Source organism: Anaerotruncus massiliensis (ex Togo et al. 2026), assembly GCF_900199635.1.
In the GTDB taxonomy this organism is placed as follows: Bacteria; Bacillota; Clostridia; order Oscillospirales; family Ruminococcaceae; genus Anaerotruncus; species Anaerotruncus massiliensis.
The window spans coordinates 1,258,407-1,277,899 of record NZ_LT962687.1; the positions used below are offsets into that span (position 1 = coordinate 1,258,407).

Here is a 19,493-nt window from a genome sequence, read left to right on the forward strand (position 1 = left end):
CGCAGGAAAGGGAATCTATGGACATTGCAGCCATTTTATTGGATATCGCCGCCGTCGCCATCGTGGTTTACTGCGCGCACGCGGCGGCGAAAAAGGGCTTTTTGCGCACGGTCATCCAGATGGTCGCCTATGTCGCGATCATTCTCGCGGCCTCCTTCTTCAGCCGCGCGGCCGCCCCGGTCGTCTATGACCGGGTGGTAGAGCCGATGATCACCCACCGCCAGGAGGCGCCGCGCGAACCCGGCGGAGCGGACCTCATCTCCTACGGGCGGGCGGGGATGCTCTCGGCGCTCGACGACGGCCTCGGCGCGCTGGAAAGCGGATTTGACTCGATGAAGGAGATGCTGCCCGACGAGTTCGACCCGCAGGCGCTCGCCGACGGGATCGTGGAAGAGCTGGCGGACGCCACCCTGCGTCCGCTCATGGTCAGCGCGATCGGCATGATCGGGTTCGTGCTGCTCTTCTCCATCCTGTCGATCATCGCGAACATCCTGCTCTCCACGCTGGGGATCGTCAACCACCTGCCGGTGGTCGGCCCGATCAACGCGCTGCTCGGCGGCGCGGTGGGCGTCCTCGAGGGGGTGCTGCTCGTGTGGGTGTTCGCTTTCCTGCTGCGGGGGCTGCTGGGCATCTATCCGGAGGGCTGGTGGATCTTCCGCGCCGACACGATCGGCCACACCTTCCTGTTCCGCTATTTCGCCGATCCCACGCTGCTGGGGCAGCTTGCATAAGCCGTTTGGCCTCCGACGCCAGAGAGAGGGTTGACCGCCATGAAAATGAATGTTCCGAACGCGCTGACCGTCCTGCGGATCGTGCTGATCCCGCTCTTTTTGTGGCGGTTCCTGACCGCGCAGACGCAGCTGCAATTCTACGCGGCGGCGCTGATCCTCGGGGTTTCGGCGCTCAGCGACACGCTCGACGGCTATATCGCGCGGCGCTGCAACCAGATCACCCAGCTCGGCAAAATCCTCGACCCCATCGCGGACAAGCTCACCCTGGCCTCCGTCGTCGCGGCGCTGTGGATTACGAAGCCGCACCTCTGGCCGCTCTACGCGGTCTTCATCCTCAAGGAATTCCTCATGCTGGTCGGCGGACTGCGCCTGCACCGCAAGCGGGTCACCATCGAGGGGGCCAAGTGGTTCGGCAAGCTCGCGACCGTCATGTTTTACGTCATTATGATCACGATCGTGGCCTTCCCGTCGCTGAGCGACGGGACCATCCTTGCGATGCTCCTGCTGCTGCTCGTCTTCATGCTCTTCTCGCTGCTGCGGTACGGGGTGATGTTCTGGGGGATGCTGCGTTCCGCCAAAAAACGGTAAACTACACCAAAATCGTATGATTATTTATGACGCGTTAATATGTTGTTCACAACGGGCATATACAATATAGTCTGGTAGATTCTATTTCCGTTTGTGAGAAAAGGTGAAAAATCTGATGGATATGATGTGTACAAGATGCAAGAAACGCCTGGCGGTGGTCTTCATGACCCGCCTTGACGGGGATAAAACGGTCAACGAGGGGCTCTGCCTGCGCTGCGCGAAGGAGCTTGGGCTCAAGCCGGTCAGCGACCTGATGGAGAAGATGGGCATCACCGACGACGAGCTGGACAGCGTCTCCGACCAGATGATGGATATGTTCGGCGCGGACGGCGAGAACGGCTTTGAGATGGGCGGCGCGCAGGCGCTGCCGCCCTTTCTGCAAAACATCCTCGGCGGCGGCCTGGTGCCGCAGGAGCCGAAAAAGGAGGAGCTTCCGCAGGAGCCGCCCGCGCGGCTGCGCGAGAAGCCCAAGCCCCCGCGCAATAAGCGCGGCGCCCCCGAAAAAAAATACAAGCACCTCGACGCCTACTGCGACAATCTGTCGCTCAAGGCGGAGCAGGGGAAGATCGACCGGATCATCGGGCGCGACCGGGAGATCGGCCGCGTCATCCAGATCCTCAACCGCCGCACCAAGAATAACCCCTGCCTGATCGGCGAACCGGGCGTCGGCAAGACGGCGGTCGCCGAGGGGATCGCGCAGCGGCTGGCGTGCGGCGACGTGCCCTTCCGCCTCGCGGACAAGAAGCTCTACCTGCTCGATCTGACGGCGCTCATCGCGGGCACCCAGTTCCGCGGGCAGTTCGAGAGCCGCGTCAAGGGGCTCGTCGAGGATATCAAGGAGGCGGGCAACGTCATCCTCTTCATCGACGAGGTCCACAACCTCGTCGGCGCGGGCGATTCGGAGGGCTCGATGAACGCCGCGAATATTTTGAAGCCCGCCCTCTCCCGCGGGGAGATCCAGGTGATCGGCGCGACCACCTTCAACGAATACCGCAAGAACATCGAAAAGGACGCCGCGCTCGAGCGCCGCTTCCAGCCGGTGACGATCGAGGAGCCCTCGATCGGGGAGTCGGTCGAGATCATCAAGGGGATCAAGAGCTACTACGAGCAGCACCACCGGGTGGTGGTCAGCGACGAGCTGGCGCGCATGACCGTCGTGCTGTCCGAGCGGTATATCACCGACCGCTTCCTGCCCGACAAGGCGATCGATCTGCTCGACGAGGCCTGCTCGGCCGCCGTGCTGCGCAACGCCGACCTCGCGGAGTACGACCGCCTGATGAAGCAGGACGGCGACGTGACCGAGCAACTCGAGGAGCTCGAGGCGTCGACCGACGAGCCCGATTACGAGGCGATCGCGCGGCTGCGCGGGGAAAAGATCGTCATCGATGAAAAGCTCAAGGAGGTCGGCCCCAGGGCGCTGGCCCAGCCGGTGACGGGGGACGACCTCGCCAACGTCATCGAACTGTGGACGGGCATCCCCGCCGCCAAGATCCGCGAGACCGAGCTGCGCCGGGTGGCCCGGCTCGAGCCCGCGCTCAAGGAGAAGATCATCGGGCAGGACGAGGCGGTCGAGCTGGTGAGCGCCGCCGTGCGCCGCTCCCGCGTGCAGATTTCCGCCCGCCGCCGCCCGGCCTCCTTCATCTTCGTCGGCCCGACCGGCGTGGGCAAGACCGAGCTGGTCAAGGTGCTCTCCAAGGAGCTCTTCGATTCGGCCGACCCGCTCATCCGGCTGGACATGTCCGAATTCATGGAGAAGCACACGGTCAGCCGGCTGGTCGGCTCGCCCCCGGGATACGTCGGCTACGACGAGGCGGGGCAGCTCACCGAAAAAGTGCGCCGCAAGCCCTATTCGGTCGTCCTCTTCGACGAGATCGAAAAGGCCCATCCCGACGTGCTCAACATCCTGCTGCAAATCCTCGACGAGGGGCGCATCACCGACGCGCACGGCAGGGTCTGCTCGTTCGAGAACACCGTCATCGTCATGACCTCCAACGCGGGCAGCGAGCGGCGCGAAGGCGCGCTCGGCTTCAACCGCACCGAGGGGGAGGCCTCGAAGGAGAAGGCGCTCAAGGCGCTCTCCGAGTTTTTGCGGCCGGAGTTTCTGGCGCGCGTTGACGAGGTGGTCGTTTTCCGCCCGCTCGACGAGGGGGATTTCCGCAGGATCGCCGGGCTGATGCTCGGAGAGCTCAAGGACCCGCTGGCCGAGAAGGGGATCAAGTTCGGCTGGGACGACGAGGCCGCGGCGCTCATCGCCCACAAGGCGTACGGCAAGCGCAGCGGTGCGCGCGACCTGCGCACCGTCATCCGCAAGGAGGTCGAGGACGCCATCAGCCTGCGGCTGGTCGACGACCCCGACCACGTCCCCGCGCTGATGAAGCTGGCCGTCGAGGACGGTGGCCTGAGGCTTATCTACCAGTAAACAAAAGCGGCGCTCACCGGAAGGTGAGCGCCGCTTTTTGACTGCCGTCAGCCGGCCGCATCCTGCCCGGCGGTCACGGCGGGCAGGCTTTGGAGCAAATCAAAGAGCGCGAGCGCGTCGATGTTGCGCGCCATAACGCGGATCGTGACGCCGTCTTTGCAGAGCACCGAGAAATCGGCGGCCACGTGCTCGTCCCCCAGCTCCCGGTGGTCGTACACCCGCCGCGCGAGCACTTGCGGGGAGAGATCCTCCGCGCGAAAGAGGGGGTGGTCGAAGGTTTCCATGTATTTTTCGGGCACGCTGTCCGCCCAGGGGATTTCGTAGAGGTGCACGTCGTAGCTCTCGACCGCGTCGATGTCGACGGTGCGTTCCCCGTCGCCCGGCTCCGCGCGGGAGGCCGAAAGGACGAGCTCGCGGTAATCGGCGTTGCCGACCGCCTGCTCAAAGCTGATGAAGAGGGAGTCCGCGCCGCGGTGGGCCTCACGCACGGCAAACCCCTCGACAAGCTCCCGCGGGAAGCAGCCGCCGAAATCGGGGTCGGCGAGCGCCTCGGCGTAGGTGAGGCCCCGGATGCCGGAGGGGAGGACGTCCACGTCGGCCACCGCCGCCGGCGCGGAGGTCTCCGTTTCCGACGACGCACCGTCCGCCCCGGAGCCGGCTTCGGGCGCCTCCGGCTCTGGCGGCGCGGAGGGAGCGCCAAATGCGGCGGACTCCGGCGCGGAGGACGCGGCCGGCGTGGATGCGGGATGGGCGCAGCCGGTCAAAAAAAGCGTCAATGCGAGCAGTACAGCAACAGTCCGGTTCATCGGATCAGCCCCTTTTCATCTTTCTGACATAGAAGTGCCGGAAAAGTCCGGTTTTTCTGCGTCCCGCCGGGAATTTTCCCGCGCGGGCGCGGCGCGTATAAAATCCGCCGTCTCCCGCCAACAATAGAGGTAACGAAAAGGCAAAGGAGACGGCTTATGGGAAGAAGGGCGGTCGGCGTCTACGCGGCGCTGGTGCTGATATTTACGGGGATGATCTGCCGCGTGTACGCGCTTTCGATGGGGGGCGCGCTCGCTTCGGCGGCGAACACCCAGAGCGCGTTCGTGCTCGATGTGGACAACACGCGCGGCGTCATTTACGACTGCAACCTCAAGCCCCTTGTGGGCACGGAGGTGCGCAAGCTGGCGGCGGTGCAGCCCTCGCCCGAGGCGTTCACCGCGCTTGCCGAGGCGGGGGAGCAGGTGCCCGCGGGCGCCTCGCAGACGAAGCCCTACCTGCTCCCGGTGGAGGAGGAGGTCTACGCCAAGGGGGTCGAGATGATCGACGCGGTGGAACGCTACGGGGACGAACAGCTCGCGCCCCACATCGTCGGCTACCTCAACCCGGAAAAGACGAACGGCGCGGCGGGCATCGAGATGGCGTACGACGACCTGCTCAAGCAGTATGACGGCAGCCTCAAGCTGCGCTACACCCTCGACGCGGCGGGACACACCCTCACCCTCAACCCGCCCGAGGTGCTGCGGGACAACTACAAGAGCGAGGGGGGCGTCGCGCTCACCCTTGACGCGGACTTCCAGCGGATCGCCCAGCGGGCGATGAAGGGGGTCGAAAAGGGCGCGGCGGTGGTGATGGACGTCGCCACGGGCGACATCAAGGCATCCGTCTCGGTGCCGGCCTACGACGCGAACGACCTCGCGGCAAGCCTGCAGGACCCCGACAGCCCGTTCGTCAACCGCGCCTTCTCGCAGTATAACGTGGGTTCGACCTTCAAGCTGGTGGTGGCGGCCGCCGCGCTCGAAAGCGGCGTGAGCCGCTACGAGCGGTACACCTGCGAGGGGTACGCGGACGTCGGCGGGCATATCTTCTACTGCCACTGGCGCAACGGGCACGGCAACATCGACCTCAAGAAGGCGATCGAGATCTCCTGCAACCCCTTCTTCATCCATCTCGGGCTCGAGACGGGGGGCAAGAACATCGTCTCGATGGCGCGGGAGATCGGCTTCACCCGCGCCGCCCAGTTCACCGACGACATCCGCACCCAGAGCGGGACCCTGCCCTCCGACGCGGAGCTCGAGAGCGACGCGGCCGTCGCAAACCTCTCCTTCGGGCAGGGCTCCCTCACGGCCACCCCCATCCAGATCGCACAGATGGTGTCCACCACGGCCAACGGCGGCTTCGCGGTGACGCCCCGGCTCGTCGAGGGCTTCACCGACGACGGAAAGACCTACTATGAGCATACGGCGGCCTATGCCCCCAGCCGCGTCTTTTCCAAGCGCACCTCCGACATCCTGCGGGAGACGCTGGTCAACAACGTCGAGGTGGGCAGCGGCGTCAAGGCCAATCCGACGGTCGCCGGCGTGGGCGCGGGCGGCAAGACGGCCTCCGCCCAGACGGGCATCTACCTGGAGCCGGGCGTGGAGGAGAGCGAAGTCGTACACGCGTGGTTTGCGGGCTACTTCCCGGCGGACACCCCGAAATACGCGGTGGTCGTGCTCGTGGAGGACGGCAAATCGGGCGAGGACACCGCCGCCCCCATCTTCCGCAAGATCGCGGACGGCATCCTGGTCACCGAGCTGCAGCGGCAGGGAAAATAGACGGGAAATCCCCTCCGCCCTGAAAGAAAATCGCCGGGGATGGGCATTTTCGTATGGAACCGGGGCGGGAACTGTGGTATAATGGGGGAAAATTGGCAATTCCTGTTGGGAGGGTACACACATGAATCCTTACGTCATCGTTACCGACTCCTGCGCGGATATGGTCCCGGGGTTTGCGGCCGAGAACCATATCGTGGAGCTGGAACTGACTTACACGATCGGCGGCGTCACCAGGCCCTGCAACGATCCGTCGCTTTCCCGCCCCGCTTTCTACGACATGGTGCGGGCGGGCGAGATGCCGATCACCGCGCAGGTGAACATCGAGGACGCCGTTCGCGCGCTGACCCCGCTGCTCGACGCGGGCAGCGACCTGCTCTGCATCATGTTTTCCTCCGCGCTCTCCGGCACCTACAACAGCGTCCGCCTCGCTGCCGAGGAGCTCGCGCCCCAGTATCCCACCCAGCGGATCATCGTGCTCGATTCCCTCGCCGCGTCGGCGGGGCAGGGGATGCTTGTGGCGCGCGCCGTCATGTACAGGGAGCAGGGCCTCAGCCTCGACGAGAGCGCCGAGCGAATCAAGGAGGATATCCCCCGCCAGGCGCATCTCTTCACCGTGGACGACCTCAACCACCTCCACCGCGGCGGGCGCGTCTCCAAGACGGCCGCCGTGTTCGGGACGATGCTCGGCATCAAGCCGCTCCTCCACGTCGACGACGCGGGCAGGCTCATCCCCACCGGCAAGGTGCGCGGCCGCCGCAACTCCCTGCTGGGGCTGGTGGAGGGCATGGCGCGCCAGATGGACCCGGAGAAATGCGACCGGTTTGCCATCAGCCACGGCGACTGCATCGACGACGCCCAGTTCGTGGCCGACGAGGTGTGCCGGCGGTTCGGGCTCAAGGACTATACGATCAGCTATGTCGGCCCGGTCATCGGCGCCCACTCGGGCCCCGGGACGGTCGCGCTCTTCTTCTACGCCAAGCACAAGTAAAATCCAATCTTGAAATTTTCCCAATACCGTGCTATAATATCCTAGTTCAGCATACGCAAGACATTGTGTGCCCAGACATGCGGGTATGCGGGTCCTGTGCGACAGAGCGCCGTGAACCATGTCAGGCGGGGAACCGAGCAGCATTAAGCGGTTGTGATGTGTGCCGCAGGTAATCTGCATGTCCGCATATGTGGGCACACAGTTTTGCGTTTTTTTCTTCTTACGGAAAGGTGGTGGGAATCGATGTACCAGGCGCTCTACCGCAAATGGCGGCCGAAGACCTTCGACGAGGTGGTCGGGCAGGAGCACATCACCGCGACCCTCAAGAACGAGGTCGCCGCGGGCAAATTTTCCCACGCCTACCTCTTTACCGGCTCGCGCGGGACGGGCAAGACCACCTGTTCCAAGATCGTGGCCAAGGCGGTCAACTGCGAGCGCCCGGTGGACGGCAACCCCTGCAACGAGTGCGCCGCCTGCCGGGGGATCGACGACGGCTCGGTGCTCGACGTGGTCGAGATCGACGCGGCCAGCAACAACGGCGTGGACAACATCCGCCAGCTCCGGGAGGAGGCGTATTTCCTCCCGGCCTCGGTCAAATACCGCGTCTACATCCTCGACGAGTGCCACATGCTCTCGCCCGGCGCGGTCAACGCCCTGCTCAAAATCCTCGAGGAGCCGCCCGCGCACGTCATTTTTATCCTCGCCACCACCGAAATCCACAAGGTCCTGCCGACCATCCTCTCCCGCTGCCAGCGGTTCGATTTCAAGCGCATCAAATCCCGCACGATCGCCGACCGTCTGCTCCATGTGGCGGGCGAGGAGGCGCTCTCCCTCGCGGACGACGCGGCGCTGCTCATCGCGCGGCTGTCGGACGGAGGGATGCGCGACGCGCTGTCGCTGCTCGACCTGTGCGCCTCCTACGGAAAGGAGATCACCCTCTCCACCGTCACCGAGGCCGCCGGGCTTGCCGGGCAGTCCCACCTCTTCGACCTCGCCGACGCGGTGAACGGGCGCGACCCCTCCGGGGCGCTCGCCGTCATCGGCAGGCTCAGCGAGAATTCCATCGACTTTTCCCGCCTCTGCGAACAGCTTGTCGGCCACTACCGCGACCTGATGATCGTCAAGACCGTCCGCGAACCGGACGACCTCGTGCAGGGCACGCCGGAGGACCTTGAACGGCTGCGCGCCCAGGCGAAGGACCTGCCGCTCACGCGGATTCTCTATTCCCTCGACCTGCTCGGCGACACGCTGGGCAGGCTCTCCCGCACCGCCTTCAAACGCACCGAGCTCGAAATGGCCGTCGTAAGGCTGTGCGACGAGCAGATGGGCGGCGGACTGGAAGCGCTGGGCGAGCGCCTCGAGAAGCTCGAACGGGCGGTAAGGACCGGGGTCCCGGCGCGCGCGCCGGAACCGGACGCGCCGCGCGGGACGGCGCCGGAGCCGCCCGCGGCGGCAGCGGCGCCCACGGCCGGGGCACGCCCCGCGCCCGAACAGCGCGCCGAAAAGGCGGAGGGAAAGAGCGAGGTTTCGCCTTTCAAGGATTGGGCGAAGGTGCTTTCGGAGCTGGGCAGACACAACGGCGCGCTCTGCGGCGCGATGACCGGGTCGCGCGCCTTCACGAGCGGCGACCTCATGCTGATCGACTGCGAGAGCGACTTCTTCCGCACGCTGCTGCGCACGAGTCCCGCCGCAAAGGAGAGCCTGCGCGACGCGATCTTCGCGGTGACGGGGCAGAAGTTCAGCCTCGGGCCCTACAACGCCAAAAAACACGCGGTTGCCGAAGTCTCCGCCGACCCGCTTGACGGGCTTCTCAAAAAGGCGAGCGACCTGGGCGTGCCGGTGGAACTGAAATAAAAAGGAAACAACAGGTTGGAGGAATCGGAACCATGAAAGCAAGACTGCCACAGGGTATGGGCGGCGGCCCGCAGAATATGAACGCCATGATCCGCCAGGCGCAGAAGATGCAGGAGGACATGAAGAAAAAGCAGGCCGAGCTCGAGGAGATGGAGTTCAAGACCACCGCGGGCGGCGGCATGGTCGAGGTGACGATGACGGGCAAAAAGGAGCTGCGCGAGCTGGTCCTCAAGCCGGAGGTCGTCGACCCCGAGGATATCGAGATGCTGCAGGATCTGATCGTGGCCGCGGTCAACGAGGCCATCCGCACGGTGGAGGACACCTCGGCCGCCGAGATGGAGAAGATCACCGGCAGCCTGCAGGTCCCGGGCATGTTCTGAGCGGATCATGGCATATAACGTAATACCGCTCACCAAGCTGATCGAGCAGTTTGAGCGGTTGCCCGGCATCGGGCGCAAGACGGCGCAGCGGCTGGCGTTTTACGTGCTGAACCTGCCTCGCGAAAAGGCGCAGCAGTTCGCCGACGCGATCACCGAGGCGCACGACAAGATCAAGAAATGCCGCGTCTGCCAGAGCCTCACCGAAGGGGAGCTCTGCCCGATCTGCGCCGATTCGGCGCGGGACGGGAGCGTCATCTGCGTGGTCGAGGACTCGCAGGACGTGCTGGCGTTCGAGCGCACGCGGGAATACCACGGGCTCTACCATGTGCTGCACGGGCTGATCTCGCCGATGGACGGGATCGGCCCCGATCAGCTCCACATCAAGGAGCTGCTCGCGCGCATCGGTTCGGGCGAGGTGAAAGAGGTCATCATGGCCACCAATCCCACCGTCGAGGGGGAGGCCACGGCGATGTACCTCGCGCGGCTGCTAAAGCCGATGGGCGTCAGGGTGACGCGGCTCGCCTACGGCATCCCGGTCGGCGGCAACCTCGAATACGCCGATGAGGTGACGCTCTACCGCGCGCTCGAGGGGCGCAGCGAAATCTGACGGCTACATAGACTATTTCCCGGTTTGCGGACCATACTAAAAGAGCGGCTGTCCCGCCGCCGGGGGAGATGGATCAAAGATGCGGCTCGACCGCGAGGAATTTAAAAGGATCATCAAATTCGGGGTCACCGGCGCGGCGAACACGCTGATCGATTTCGGCGTCTATACGCTGCTGGCGGTCGCGCTTGGATTGAGCGTGCCGTTTTCACAGGTGTGCGGCTATTCGGCGGGGATGCTCAACAGCTACCTTGTCAATCGCAGCTGGACCTTCCGGACGGGGGAGCGCTTTTTCAGCCTCCAGCTCGTGCGGTTCATCGTGGGGAACTTGGCGGTGCTGCTGCTCAGCGTACTGCTCATCAACCTTTGCACCGTGCAGCTGGGGCTTGGCAAGCTGACGGCCAAACTGGTCGTCACCTGCTTTACGCTGGCGGTGAATTTCCTCATCAGCCGGCTGTGGATCTTCAAAGGACAGAAGTAACCGGACAAAAGGGGGTGCGGGCGTGGAAAAAGCGTCCACCAAAACCATCACGCTCAACCGCAAGGCGCGGCATGACTACTTTGTGGAGGACAGCTTCGAGGCGGGGATCGAACTCTTCGGCACCGAGGTCAAATCCCTGCGCAAGGGCGCCTGCAACCTCAAGGACAGCTGGTGCGACGTCGTGGACGGGGAGCTCTACATCAAGCAGATGCACATCTCCCCCTACGAGCAGGGCAATATCTTTAATAAGGACCCCTACCGTCCGCGCCGCCTGCTCATGCACCGGCGGGAGATCCACCGGCTGGCCGGGCTTGTCGCGCAGCAGGGCTATACGCTCATCCCGCTTTCCCTCTATTTCAAGGGCTCGCGCGTGAAAGTGCAGCTGGGGCTCTGCAAGGGTAAGCAATTGCACGATAAACGCGCCGATATGGCCAAGAAAGCCGCTCAGCGGGATATTGACCGCGCCCTGCGCGATAGACAAAAGGCGTAAACTCTGGTATAATAGGCACAATCCCATAGAGATCGTGACAAAATGGCCATGGGAAAGGCTTTCCCCACCGATACGGGGCCGTAAAGGTTTCGACGGGGGTCATGAAGTACGGGTAGCGAGTAGAGGAGCATGCACCTCTATAAAAGTATGACGTTTTTAAATTAGACGACAACAATAATTTAGCTTTTGCGGCTTAATTAAGCCGTCGTTCTGCCGCGGAGTACCACGGCCGCGGACAGAGCGTCGATTAGTGGTGAACGATCCGCCCGAGCGCCTCGTAGGGCTGGATTGTATTCGGGGCTACCAAGCTGCGCAGCCTGCCGGACGGCGGCGCGGCAAGGGAATTTAAAAAGACCGGCTGCACTCGGAGAAGCCTGTATGGACTGGTTTTCGGACAGGGGTTCGATTCCCCTCGGCTCCACCATAGTAAGGACCGCATGAACAGTACGTTTCATGCGGTCCTTTCGTTTTGAATAACCCACTTTATTGTTCGCCCGCCAAAATACTTTTAAATAACGCCTCCACGCTTTCGGCTGTCTTTCTGGCATCTCTGTCCATAAATATATCAGATATGCCTTGAACTATGTCCATGAATATGCTACGATAATTAAAATTTAGATTATAAAGCCCGTTGGCTGCCAGTGGGGCAATCAAGGCGCGATAGGGAGCAGTTGAAATGAAAAAGAGACGTTATATCTGCCTTTTCCTGGGACTGGCGCTTTTGCTCGGCAGTACCGGCTGCCGGCAGCAGATACCGGAGGCGGCGCTTTCCTCTGGGAAAACGGTGGTCACCATGATGTACCCATCGGGCCTGAACCGCTTTGAGGCGCTGGTGGAGACCTCCTGTCAGGACATCGACCTGCAGGTGGAGCCCACCACCACGGCCATGATGAACGGGGACAGCGAGCGCCGCCTGCGCAACAGCCACGGCACCGACCTTGTGGTCACCACCCTGCCCACCGGCGACGTGAAGGGTTATATGCTGGACCTGAGCGCCACGGCCTTTTCCACCGGCTACCAGGCCACGGTGATGGACCCGGTCATGATCGAGGGCAGGACGCGCTACCTGCCCCTGCCCGGGCAGTACTCCGGCTACATCTTAAACAAAACCCTTGCCGACGGGTTGGCGGACGCGCTGCCCGCCTCCAACGCGGAGCTGATGGCGCTGCTCGACGCCGGCAGGGAAGAGGGCGTCGGCATCGGACCGGACGGGACCATGTTCGGCATCGACATCGTCGGGACCGCGGCGGTGGGTTCCTACATCATCGGCACCCAGGTGCCGGACTTCCTCGGCCTGATGGACGGCATCCGGTGGATGGGCGGCGTCGAAAAGGGCACCGTCGCCTTCAGCGGGCGGTGGGACAACTGCCTGGACGACCTGGAGAGCTGTGTGGAGCGGGGCTATCTGAACGCCCAGACCCTCTCACTCAAGCAGACCAACGCCCTGCCGGTCAAGGACCGGATGCTGGACGGCACGCTGCTGTTTTGCTACGGGAACGCGCGGCTGTTCGCGCAGCTCTGCGGCGAGGCGGACGCCTACGAATATGTGATGCTGCCCTTTTTGAGCGGCCGGGGAAACCACCCTTGGGCCATCTCCTCCCCCGACGGCTACATCGGCATCAACGCGGCGCTCAGCGAACCGGGCAGAGAGGCGGAGCTGGACGCCTGCAAGCGCGTCTTGGAGCTGCTCTCCACCCAGGAGGGGCAGGACGCCTGGATCGCCGATACCGGGGCCACCAACTCCTACCTCACCGGGTATGAGGATGCGGAAAACGAGATCCCAGCCGGCCTGGAGGACTGCGTGGAGGGCGGATATATCTACGATCTGCGGCTGCCCTCCAACATCATCCAGTACTTCGGGGAACGAATGATCTCCGTGCTGAACGGAAAGGCGGAGATGGCGGAGGCCCTGGCTGCGGTGGACGACTACTGCGTCAACGGCTCCGAGGCGGTGGACTACGACCAGTCGGTAGTGGGCAGCGTGGCGGAGGACCTGCTCTATGAAAACTACAACACCCGCCTGGAGGAGACGGCCATCGGAAACCTGATGGCGGACGCCGTGGCGGAGTACACGGAGGCGGACATCGCCGTGGTCAACGGCGGCGGCATCCGCGCCAGCCTCTATCAGGGCGACGTGCTGGGCGCGGACCTGGCCGCGGTCTGCCCCTACGCCAACACCATCGTCCTGGTGGAGGCCCGGGGCAGCGTTATCCTGGAGATGCTGAAAAACGGCATCTCCATGACCGCGCGGGACGAGGTGCCCGGCGGCCGCTTCCTCCAGGTGTCGGGGCTGCGTTACGCCTATACGCCGCAGGACGGCGGTACGCCCGCCGAGCTGCTGTCCGCGACCCTGCCGGACGGGACGCCCCTGGACCCGGACGGGCGCTATCGGCTGGCTGTAAACAACTATATGGCGGGCTCTAGCGGATATTTGGACAACAACGGGGACGGCTACACGATGCTGAACCTCTTCAGCGCCGACACGCCTGCCGCAGAAGACGTCACGCTGCTGGACGACACGGGCGCGACCTATGCCGATGCGGCGCGGGCCTATTTCTACAACCACCGGGACGAGCCCATCTCCGCCAGGCTGGAGGGCCGCATCACCGTTGCGGGGAGGGAAGGATGACCATGGAGGACCTGCAGCCGCATGAGCGGAGGAAAAGGCCCAGTTTTACGGCCTTGTTTCTCGTTTCGATCATCCTCGCCTGTACCATATGCTTTTTGGGCATGATCCATTTCTCCAACACGGTCTCCCGGCAGGCCGCCATGGAAATGAGTACGCTCTATCTGCGGGAGCTGACCTCCCAGACCGTCGGCCACTTCCAGACCAGCCTGCGCGCCCAGTTCGCCCAGCTGCGCACCGCGGTGAATGCACTCTCCGACGAGGACCTGGAGGATCAGCAGGCGCTGTCGGGCTTCCTCAGACAGGTGCAGGAGTACAACAATTTCACCTTTTTGGCCTTTTTGGACGACCACGGGGAGTACCACAGCGTGGAGGGCGCCTTTCCGGCGGCCTCCAAGATCAGCTCCCTTGGCAGACTGCTGGAGGGGGAGGAGACGTTCGTCTCCTACAACGAGACAATTCTGGGGGACGATATACTACTGCTGGGCGCCACCATCCGGCCCCAGGCCTACGGAGACCGGACGTTCATCGCGGTGCTGGCGGGGCTGGATACCGTGGCATTGAACCAACAGCTGTCCCTGGAGAAGGAGGACACCCGGACCTACTCCAGCATCGTGGCGCCCAACGGGAACTACATCATTAACAACAGCTGGTACAGCGCCGACGTGCCCAAGGGCACCAACATCTTCTCCACCCTGGAGCAGTACGCGGCCTTTGACGGCGGGTACTCCCTGGAGCAGCTTCAGGCGGATTTCCGCTTCGGCGGTGCGGGGATCGCCGCCCTCTCTCTGGACGGCGGGGACTGGTATCTGCACTACGCCCCCGTACCGGAGACGGACTGGTTTATACTCACGATCGCGCCCTATGAGCTGGTGGACACCACGGTGCGCAACCTGACCTTCCGACTCAACCGGAACGCGGTCATCGTGCTGGTGATTATCCTCGCCATTTTGTCGGCGGTCTTCTTCTATTACTACGCAACCATGCGCAGAAGCGAGCGGGCCTTGCTGCGCGCGAACACGGAGGCGGAGGCTGCGCGCAGGCGGGCGGAGGCAGCAAACCTGGCGAAGAGCGAATTTTTAAGCCGCATGAGCCATGAGATCCGTACGCCCATGAACGGCATCATCGGCATGAGCGCCATCGCCGCGCAGAACATCGGCAACGACGCCAAGGTGGCCGACTGCCTGAAGAAGGTCACCCTCTCCTCCAACCACCTGCTGGCCCTGATCAACGACGTGCTGGATATGTCCAAGATCGAGAGCGGCAAGGTGGAGTTGCGCAAGGCACGGTTCGACTTCCGCTCCTTCCTGGAGAGCCTGGGCAACCTCTACTACACCCAGGCCAGAGACAGGGGCATCCACTGCGAGACCACCCTGCTCGGCGACGTGGACGAGGCCCTGGTGGGGGACTCCCTGCGCCTCAATCAGATTCTCGCCAACCTGCTTTCCAACGCGCTGAAATTTACTCCGGCCGGCGGCTTCATCTGTCTGCGGGTCTCCCGGCTGGACGGGCTGGGGGATAAGGACACCCTCTGGCTGCGGTTCGTGGTGCAGGACACGGGCTGCGGCATTGCGGCGGAGAACTTTGATAAGATCTTCCAGTCCTTTGAACAGGAAAACGCCGACGTGACCCACAAGTACGGAGGCACCGGCCTGGGGCTGGCCATCGTCAAGCGCTTCTCCGAGCTGATGGGCGGCAGCGTCCGGGTGGACAGCACCCCGGGCGAGGGCAGCGCCTTCACCGTGGAGCTGCCCTTCGGCCGGGTGAAGGAACGCAGGGAACCGATCCGGTACGAGGACCTCCGCGCCCTGGTTGTGGATGACGACCCGGACGCCTGTGAGCACATCACGCTGGTGCTCGGCAAGATGGGGGTGCGCTCGGAGTCGGTGAGCGGCGGACTCCAGGCCGTCGCCCGCGTGGAGCAGGCCCACAGCCGGGGCGAGGACTTCGACGTCTGCTTTTTGGACTGGAGGATGCCGGGTATGGACGGGCTGGAGACGGCCCGCCGCATCCGCGCCGCCGTGGGCGGCGAGACCGCTATCGTCATAATTACCGCCAACGACGCCTCGGACATCGCCCAGGCGGCGGAGGGGCTGGGCGCTGCGGGCATCGTCACCAAGCCGATTTTCGAGAGCAGCCTGGCCGATGCGCTGGCCGGCCTCAGCCAGGACCGCGAGCAGCCCAGCCCGGGCGGCGGTTATGCAGACTGCGATTTCCATGGAAAGCACATCCTTCTGGTGGAGGACAATGAGATCAACCTGGAGATTGCGACGGAGCTGATCGGGATGACGGGAGCCTCTGTAGATACCGCCATGGACGGCGTGGAGGCGGTGGAACGGTTCAAGACCTCCGGCCCAGGGCAATACGACCTCATCCTGATGGACATCCAAATGCCCCATATGGACGGCTACGAAGCCACCCGCCGCATCCGGGCGCTTCAGCGCCCCGATGCGCGCAGCGTCCCCATCTTCGCCATGACGGCCAACGCCTTTGCCGAGGACGCGGATAAGAGCCGGGAGGCCGGGATGGACGCCCACATCTCCAAGCCGTTTGACATCAAGGCGCTCTATGCACAGATGAACCGGTTTATGTTCGGCCGGGAAACAGGTGCGGGGGCGGAAAAATGAAAAACGTGTTATAATAGAATGGTTGAATCTGACTTGGAGGTTTTTTCATTTGCAAGTGAGCGACAAGTTGATCTGCGGATCGGTCTATGATTATTTGAGCACCCGCATTATGGCGGGTCTGCTTTCTGATGGTGAAAAGCTGCCCTCAATCCTGGAGCTCTCCGGCGCCTTTCACTTGGCCCCGGAGACCATTCGGGCCGCTCTTTTAATACTGGCGGAGGATGGCTATATCCGTATGGAGGCAAAACAGGGCAGTTGGGTCACCTACCAGGCGGACCGAGCCGCGCGTGAGGAGGCTGTGGCGCGCTACTACGCACAGCGGTGTGACGGGATCCAGGATCTGCGCCGCTCTGCGCCCTATCTGCTGGAGCCGCTTCTGACTCACGCGCTGCGGGAGATGGACGACAGCTGCCGGACTCGCCTGCGGGAGAACTGGGAGGCGGGGCGGAAGGATCAGATTATTTCACCCGCCATTCGGCTCTGCGCTCTGCTCCTGTCCGTTTTGAACAACTCTCTCATCCTGAATCTATTCTGGGAGGTGGACCGCTATCTCCGCTTCTCATGCCTCTCCGTTTCAGACGCCTATGATGCCGTTGCGTCCGCAATGTTTCAAAACGACCGGGATAATGAGGCCGGCCGGTCAGATAAGGTTTTGTATGACGCCGGCGGCACGATCCGCCAGATTATCGGCATCTGCCACGAGGCCCGGGGGCGTTACCCGGCGGAGGAGCAGGTCCCGTTCCACTGGACGATCTACCGGCAGCGGCGTCAGCTCTGCTATACGCTGGCGGCCCGGATCATCCGGAAAATTCCGGCGGGAGTCTATCCCATTGGGAGCTACCTGCCGCCGCTGCCGAAGATGGCGGAGGAGTTGGACGTCTCTGTACGCACCCTGCGCCGTACGCTCAGTATTTTAAGCAGCCTTGGCGTGACCCGCTCCTTCCATGGCAAAGGGACGCTGGTGTGTATGGAGGTGGAGGATATTGAGTTTTCCCGCCCGGAGATCAAAGAGGGACTGCGGTATTACTGGGAGAGCCTGCAGTTTTTATCCTTGACGGCCGGACCGGTCTCGCTGCATATGCTGCGGACGATGCCGGAAGCGGACAGCGACAGCTTGACGGCGCAGTTCAATGAGATGTGTGAAAGGGACCGCTGCCACCGCTGCTTTGATATTGTTCTGAATTTTATTGCGGAGCGGTGCCCGTTGGCCATGGTGCGGGAGTGCTATGGGGCGCTCCAGGAATTTCTGGCCTGGGGATACCCCTTTACTGTCCACCGGCTGCGGAATCACAGCCTGCAAAGCGAATATGCTCAGACCATCGGGCAGGCCGCGGACTGCCTGACACGCCGGGACTGGGAGGGATTTTCCGGAAAGTTCGGCGCCCTGATGGCCCGTGAGGCACGCCTTGCGGAAATGATCCTGACCGATTACTGCAAGCAGTCCCCATCTGGAGATGGTGAAAATATCTCGCCGGAAATTACCGATACGATAGAGGTGCACCCATGAAATAAATGCTGATCCGCCGGCCCCGGCGCTTACTATGGCGGCTCCCTGCCTGGCGGTGGAGGCGGAGCAGGTGATCAGCTGCCAGAATTCCATCGCCGCACGGTCCGGCGTCAAGCCGGCTGTTCCTCAGACAAAGGCGCCCAGGAGAGTTCTTTGCCGTCGGTCTGCGAAACATCAAAGACCGAAACGGCCTTATTGATACATTCGGAAGAGCGTACGGTTCGCATCCGTACAAAGAACCGCATGAACGGTACGTTTCATGCGGTTCTTTTTTTGATTATCACCCACGTTTTGCCCCGCATTTTTGAAGCGGCGGCGAAGAGGGAAGCGGTGGGCGGGATGCTCCCTACAGCTCCACGTAGTGCGTCCGGAACTCGGTGCTGCCGAGGGATTCGGCACGCTCCTTCCCGACCATGACGGGATATTCCAGACGCATGCCGCCCACGCCCGGCTGGTAGAGATGCGCCCCCAGGGCGAACACCATGCCGGGGAGGAACTCCGCCTTGCAGTAGGATTTGATCGCGGGCGCGGTGCGCGCACAGACGCCGAGGCCGTGCCCGAACCCGTTTACCCCGTATTCCGCGAGCCCGAAGCGCTCATAGACGGCAACGCCCTTCCGCACAACGTCGGCGATGGCGACGCCGGGACGGATGGCGTCGAAGACGGTCGCCACGGCGGTCTCCCAGCATTCGATCAGGTGCTTCTGCTTGTCGTTGGGCCTGCCGATGAACGCCGGGACGGAGATGTCGGCGTAATAGAGGTCGACCGCTGGGTGAAGGTCCAGAATGACAAATTCATTTTTGCGGATCTTCCGCTCGGTGGAGATGTTGGTCACGCCGCCCAGATAGGCGGTGCGCTCGCCCGAGCCGACTTCCGTCCCCGCGGTGACCGACCAGGACCAGTAGCTGCCCTTATCGCGGATCGCCTTTTCGATGACGCCCGCGATGTGGTTTTCCGTAACGCCGGGTTTGATGGCGGCAAGCCCGCAGGCGTAGCCGTAGTCGCCCGCAGCGGTGGCCAGCCGGAGGCGTTCGATTTCCGCCTCGTCCTTGAGGAGGATCACGTCGTCGAGCAGAGCCACGCCGTTTTGGATGTCCGCCCCGGGCAGGGCCCTGCACAGGGCGAGGTATTCGGATGCGGTGAGCATGCCGGGGGCGAGTTGGGCGTTGCCGAACAGCTCCAGGTCGACGCCGATCTTACCGTCGGCCACGCCGAGGTCGACCAGTTCCCCTACGGCCACATCGATCATGTTGCTGACGCCGTAGGTGGCCAGCTTCATCGGGGGGCCCTCCAGCCGCACGCGTTCCGAGTCGCCCTTCCAGTAGACGAACCGGCAGTCTCCGCGTTTGGTCACGATTACGATGCCGCGCCACGGCATGAAGACGCCGCCCAGATAGTGCAGCGCGGCGGTGCGGGTGCCGAGGTAGGCGTCGAAACCGGCTTCCTCAACCTTCCGTGCCACCGCGGCGCGCCGTTTTTCAAAATTGATTGGGATCATAGGACACACTCCTTCTTTATCGCAAAATCATAGGTTGAGGACCTAAAATATATTTTCCGATAAAAAACAAAGGAATGCCGCGCCTCTACTATAGCATGTGCGGAATGGGAAAAGCAACCGG

General features: G+C 63.2%; 15 protein-coding genes and 2 other RNA genes. 15 read left to right on the forward strand and 2 right to left on the reverse strand.

The features are described from left to right. The first annotated feature begins 17 nt into the window (after positions 1-17). From C1A13_RS06440 to C1A13_RS06450, 3 genes are all read left to right on the forward strand, one after another. The gene (locus C1A13_RS06440; RefSeq protein ID WP_101550270.1) at positions 18-731 is read left to right on the forward strand and encodes a CvpA family protein; all 714 of its coding nucleotides are present in this window, start codon (positions 18-20) and stop codon (positions 729-731) included. A 39-nt stretch (positions 732-770) separates the two neighbouring features. After that, a complete protein-coding gene (locus tag C1A13_RS06445; RefSeq protein ID WP_101550272.1) occupies positions 771-1,319 on the forward strand; it encodes a CDP-alcohol phosphatidyltransferase family protein in 549 nt (182 codons plus the stop codon). Between the two features lie 121 nt (positions 1,320-1,440). Further along, the gene (locus tag C1A13_RS06450) at positions 1,441-3,738 is read left to right on the forward strand and encodes an ATP-dependent Clp protease ATP-binding subunit (RefSeq protein ID WP_101553202.1); all 2,298 of its coding nucleotides are present in this window, start codon (positions 1,441-1,443) and stop codon (positions 3,736-3,738) included. Between the two features lie 47 nt (positions 3,739-3,785). Here C1A13_RS06450 and C1A13_RS06455 read toward each other — a convergent pair whose 3' ends face one another. Beyond that, positions 3,786-4,544: a hypothetical protein gene (locus C1A13_RS06455; protein WP_101550274.1), complete on the reverse strand. Its 759-nt coding sequence runs from the start codon at positions 4,542-4,544 to the stop codon at positions 3,786-3,788. Between the two features lie 156 nt (positions 4,545-4,700). Here C1A13_RS06455 and C1A13_RS06460 point away from each other — a divergent pair, with 156 nt between their 5' ends. From C1A13_RS06460 to C1A13_RS06515, 12 genes are all read left to right on the forward strand, one after another. Next, positions 4,701-6,317 (forward strand): peptidoglycan D,D-transpeptidase FtsI family protein, encoded by a 1,617-nt coding sequence (locus tag C1A13_RS06460; RefSeq protein WP_101550276.1) that lies wholly within the window; start codon positions 4,701-4,703, stop codon positions 6,315-6,317. Between the two features lie 121 nt (positions 6,318-6,438). After that, positions 6,439-7,305: a DegV family protein gene (locus tag C1A13_RS06465; protein WP_101550278.1), complete on the forward strand. Its 867-nt coding sequence runs from the start codon at positions 6,439-6,441 to the stop codon at positions 7,303-7,305. Positions 7,306-7,390: 85 nt separating this feature from the next. Beyond that, positions 7,391-7,488, forward strand: an RNA gene (gene ffs, locus C1A13_RS06470) — signal recognition particle sRNA small type. A gap of 60 nt (positions 7,489-7,548) precedes the next feature. Next, positions 7,549-9,159, forward strand: a complete 1,611-nt coding sequence (dnaX, locus tag C1A13_RS06475; protein ID WP_101550280.1) for a DNA polymerase III subunit gamma/tau — start codon at positions 7,549-7,551, stop codon at positions 9,157-9,159. A gap of 32 nt (positions 9,160-9,191) precedes the next feature. Then, positions 9,192-9,539, forward strand: coding sequence for a YbaB/EbfC family nucleoid-associated protein (locus C1A13_RS06480; protein WP_101550282.1), 348 nt, complete (start codon positions 9,192-9,194; stop codon positions 9,537-9,539). Positions 9,540-9,546: 7 nt separating this feature from the next. Next, on the forward strand, positions 9,547-10,146 hold the full coding sequence (recR, locus tag C1A13_RS06485; protein WP_101550284.1) for a recombination mediator RecR: 600 nt from the start codon (positions 9,547-9,549) through the stop codon (positions 10,144-10,146). Between the two features lie 79 nt (positions 10,147-10,225). Next, positions 10,226-10,624, forward strand: a complete 399-nt coding sequence (locus C1A13_RS06490) for a GtrA family protein (protein WP_101550286.1) — start codon at positions 10,226-10,228, stop codon at positions 10,622-10,624. A 22-nt stretch (positions 10,625-10,646) separates the two neighbouring features. Further along, entirely contained in the window at positions 10,647-11,114 is a 468-nt protein-coding gene (smpB, locus tag C1A13_RS06495; RefSeq protein WP_101550288.1) for an SsrA-binding protein SmpB, read from the forward strand. 74 nt (positions 11,115-11,188) lie between these two features. After that, positions 11,189-11,538: a transfer-messenger RNA gene (ssrA, locus tag C1A13_RS06500) on the forward strand. Between the two features lie 252 nt (positions 11,539-11,790). After that, the gene (locus tag C1A13_RS06505; RefSeq protein WP_101550290.1) at positions 11,791-13,743 is read left to right on the forward strand and encodes a 5'-nucleotidase C-terminal domain-containing protein; all 1,953 of its coding nucleotides are present in this window, start codon (positions 11,791-11,793) and stop codon (positions 13,741-13,743) included. Positions 13,744-13,745: 2 nt separating this feature from the next. Further along, the gene (locus C1A13_RS06510) at positions 13,746-16,367 is read left to right on the forward strand and encodes a hybrid sensor histidine kinase/response regulator (RefSeq protein WP_242970824.1); all 2,622 of its coding nucleotides are present in this window, start codon (positions 13,746-13,748) and stop codon (positions 16,365-16,367) included. 55 nt (positions 16,368-16,422) lie between these two features. Then, a complete protein-coding gene (locus C1A13_RS06515; RefSeq protein WP_242970894.1) occupies positions 16,423-17,874 on the forward strand; it encodes a GntR family transcriptional regulator in 1,452 nt (483 codons plus the stop codon). A gap of 346 nt (positions 17,875-18,220) precedes the next feature. Here C1A13_RS06515 and C1A13_RS06520 read toward each other — a convergent pair whose 3' ends face one another. Beyond that, positions 18,221-19,372, reverse strand: a complete 1,152-nt coding sequence (locus tag C1A13_RS06520; RefSeq protein WP_101550294.1) for a M24 family metallopeptidase — start codon at positions 19,370-19,372, stop codon at positions 18,221-18,223. Between the last annotated feature and the right edge of the window lie 121 nt (positions 19,373-19,493).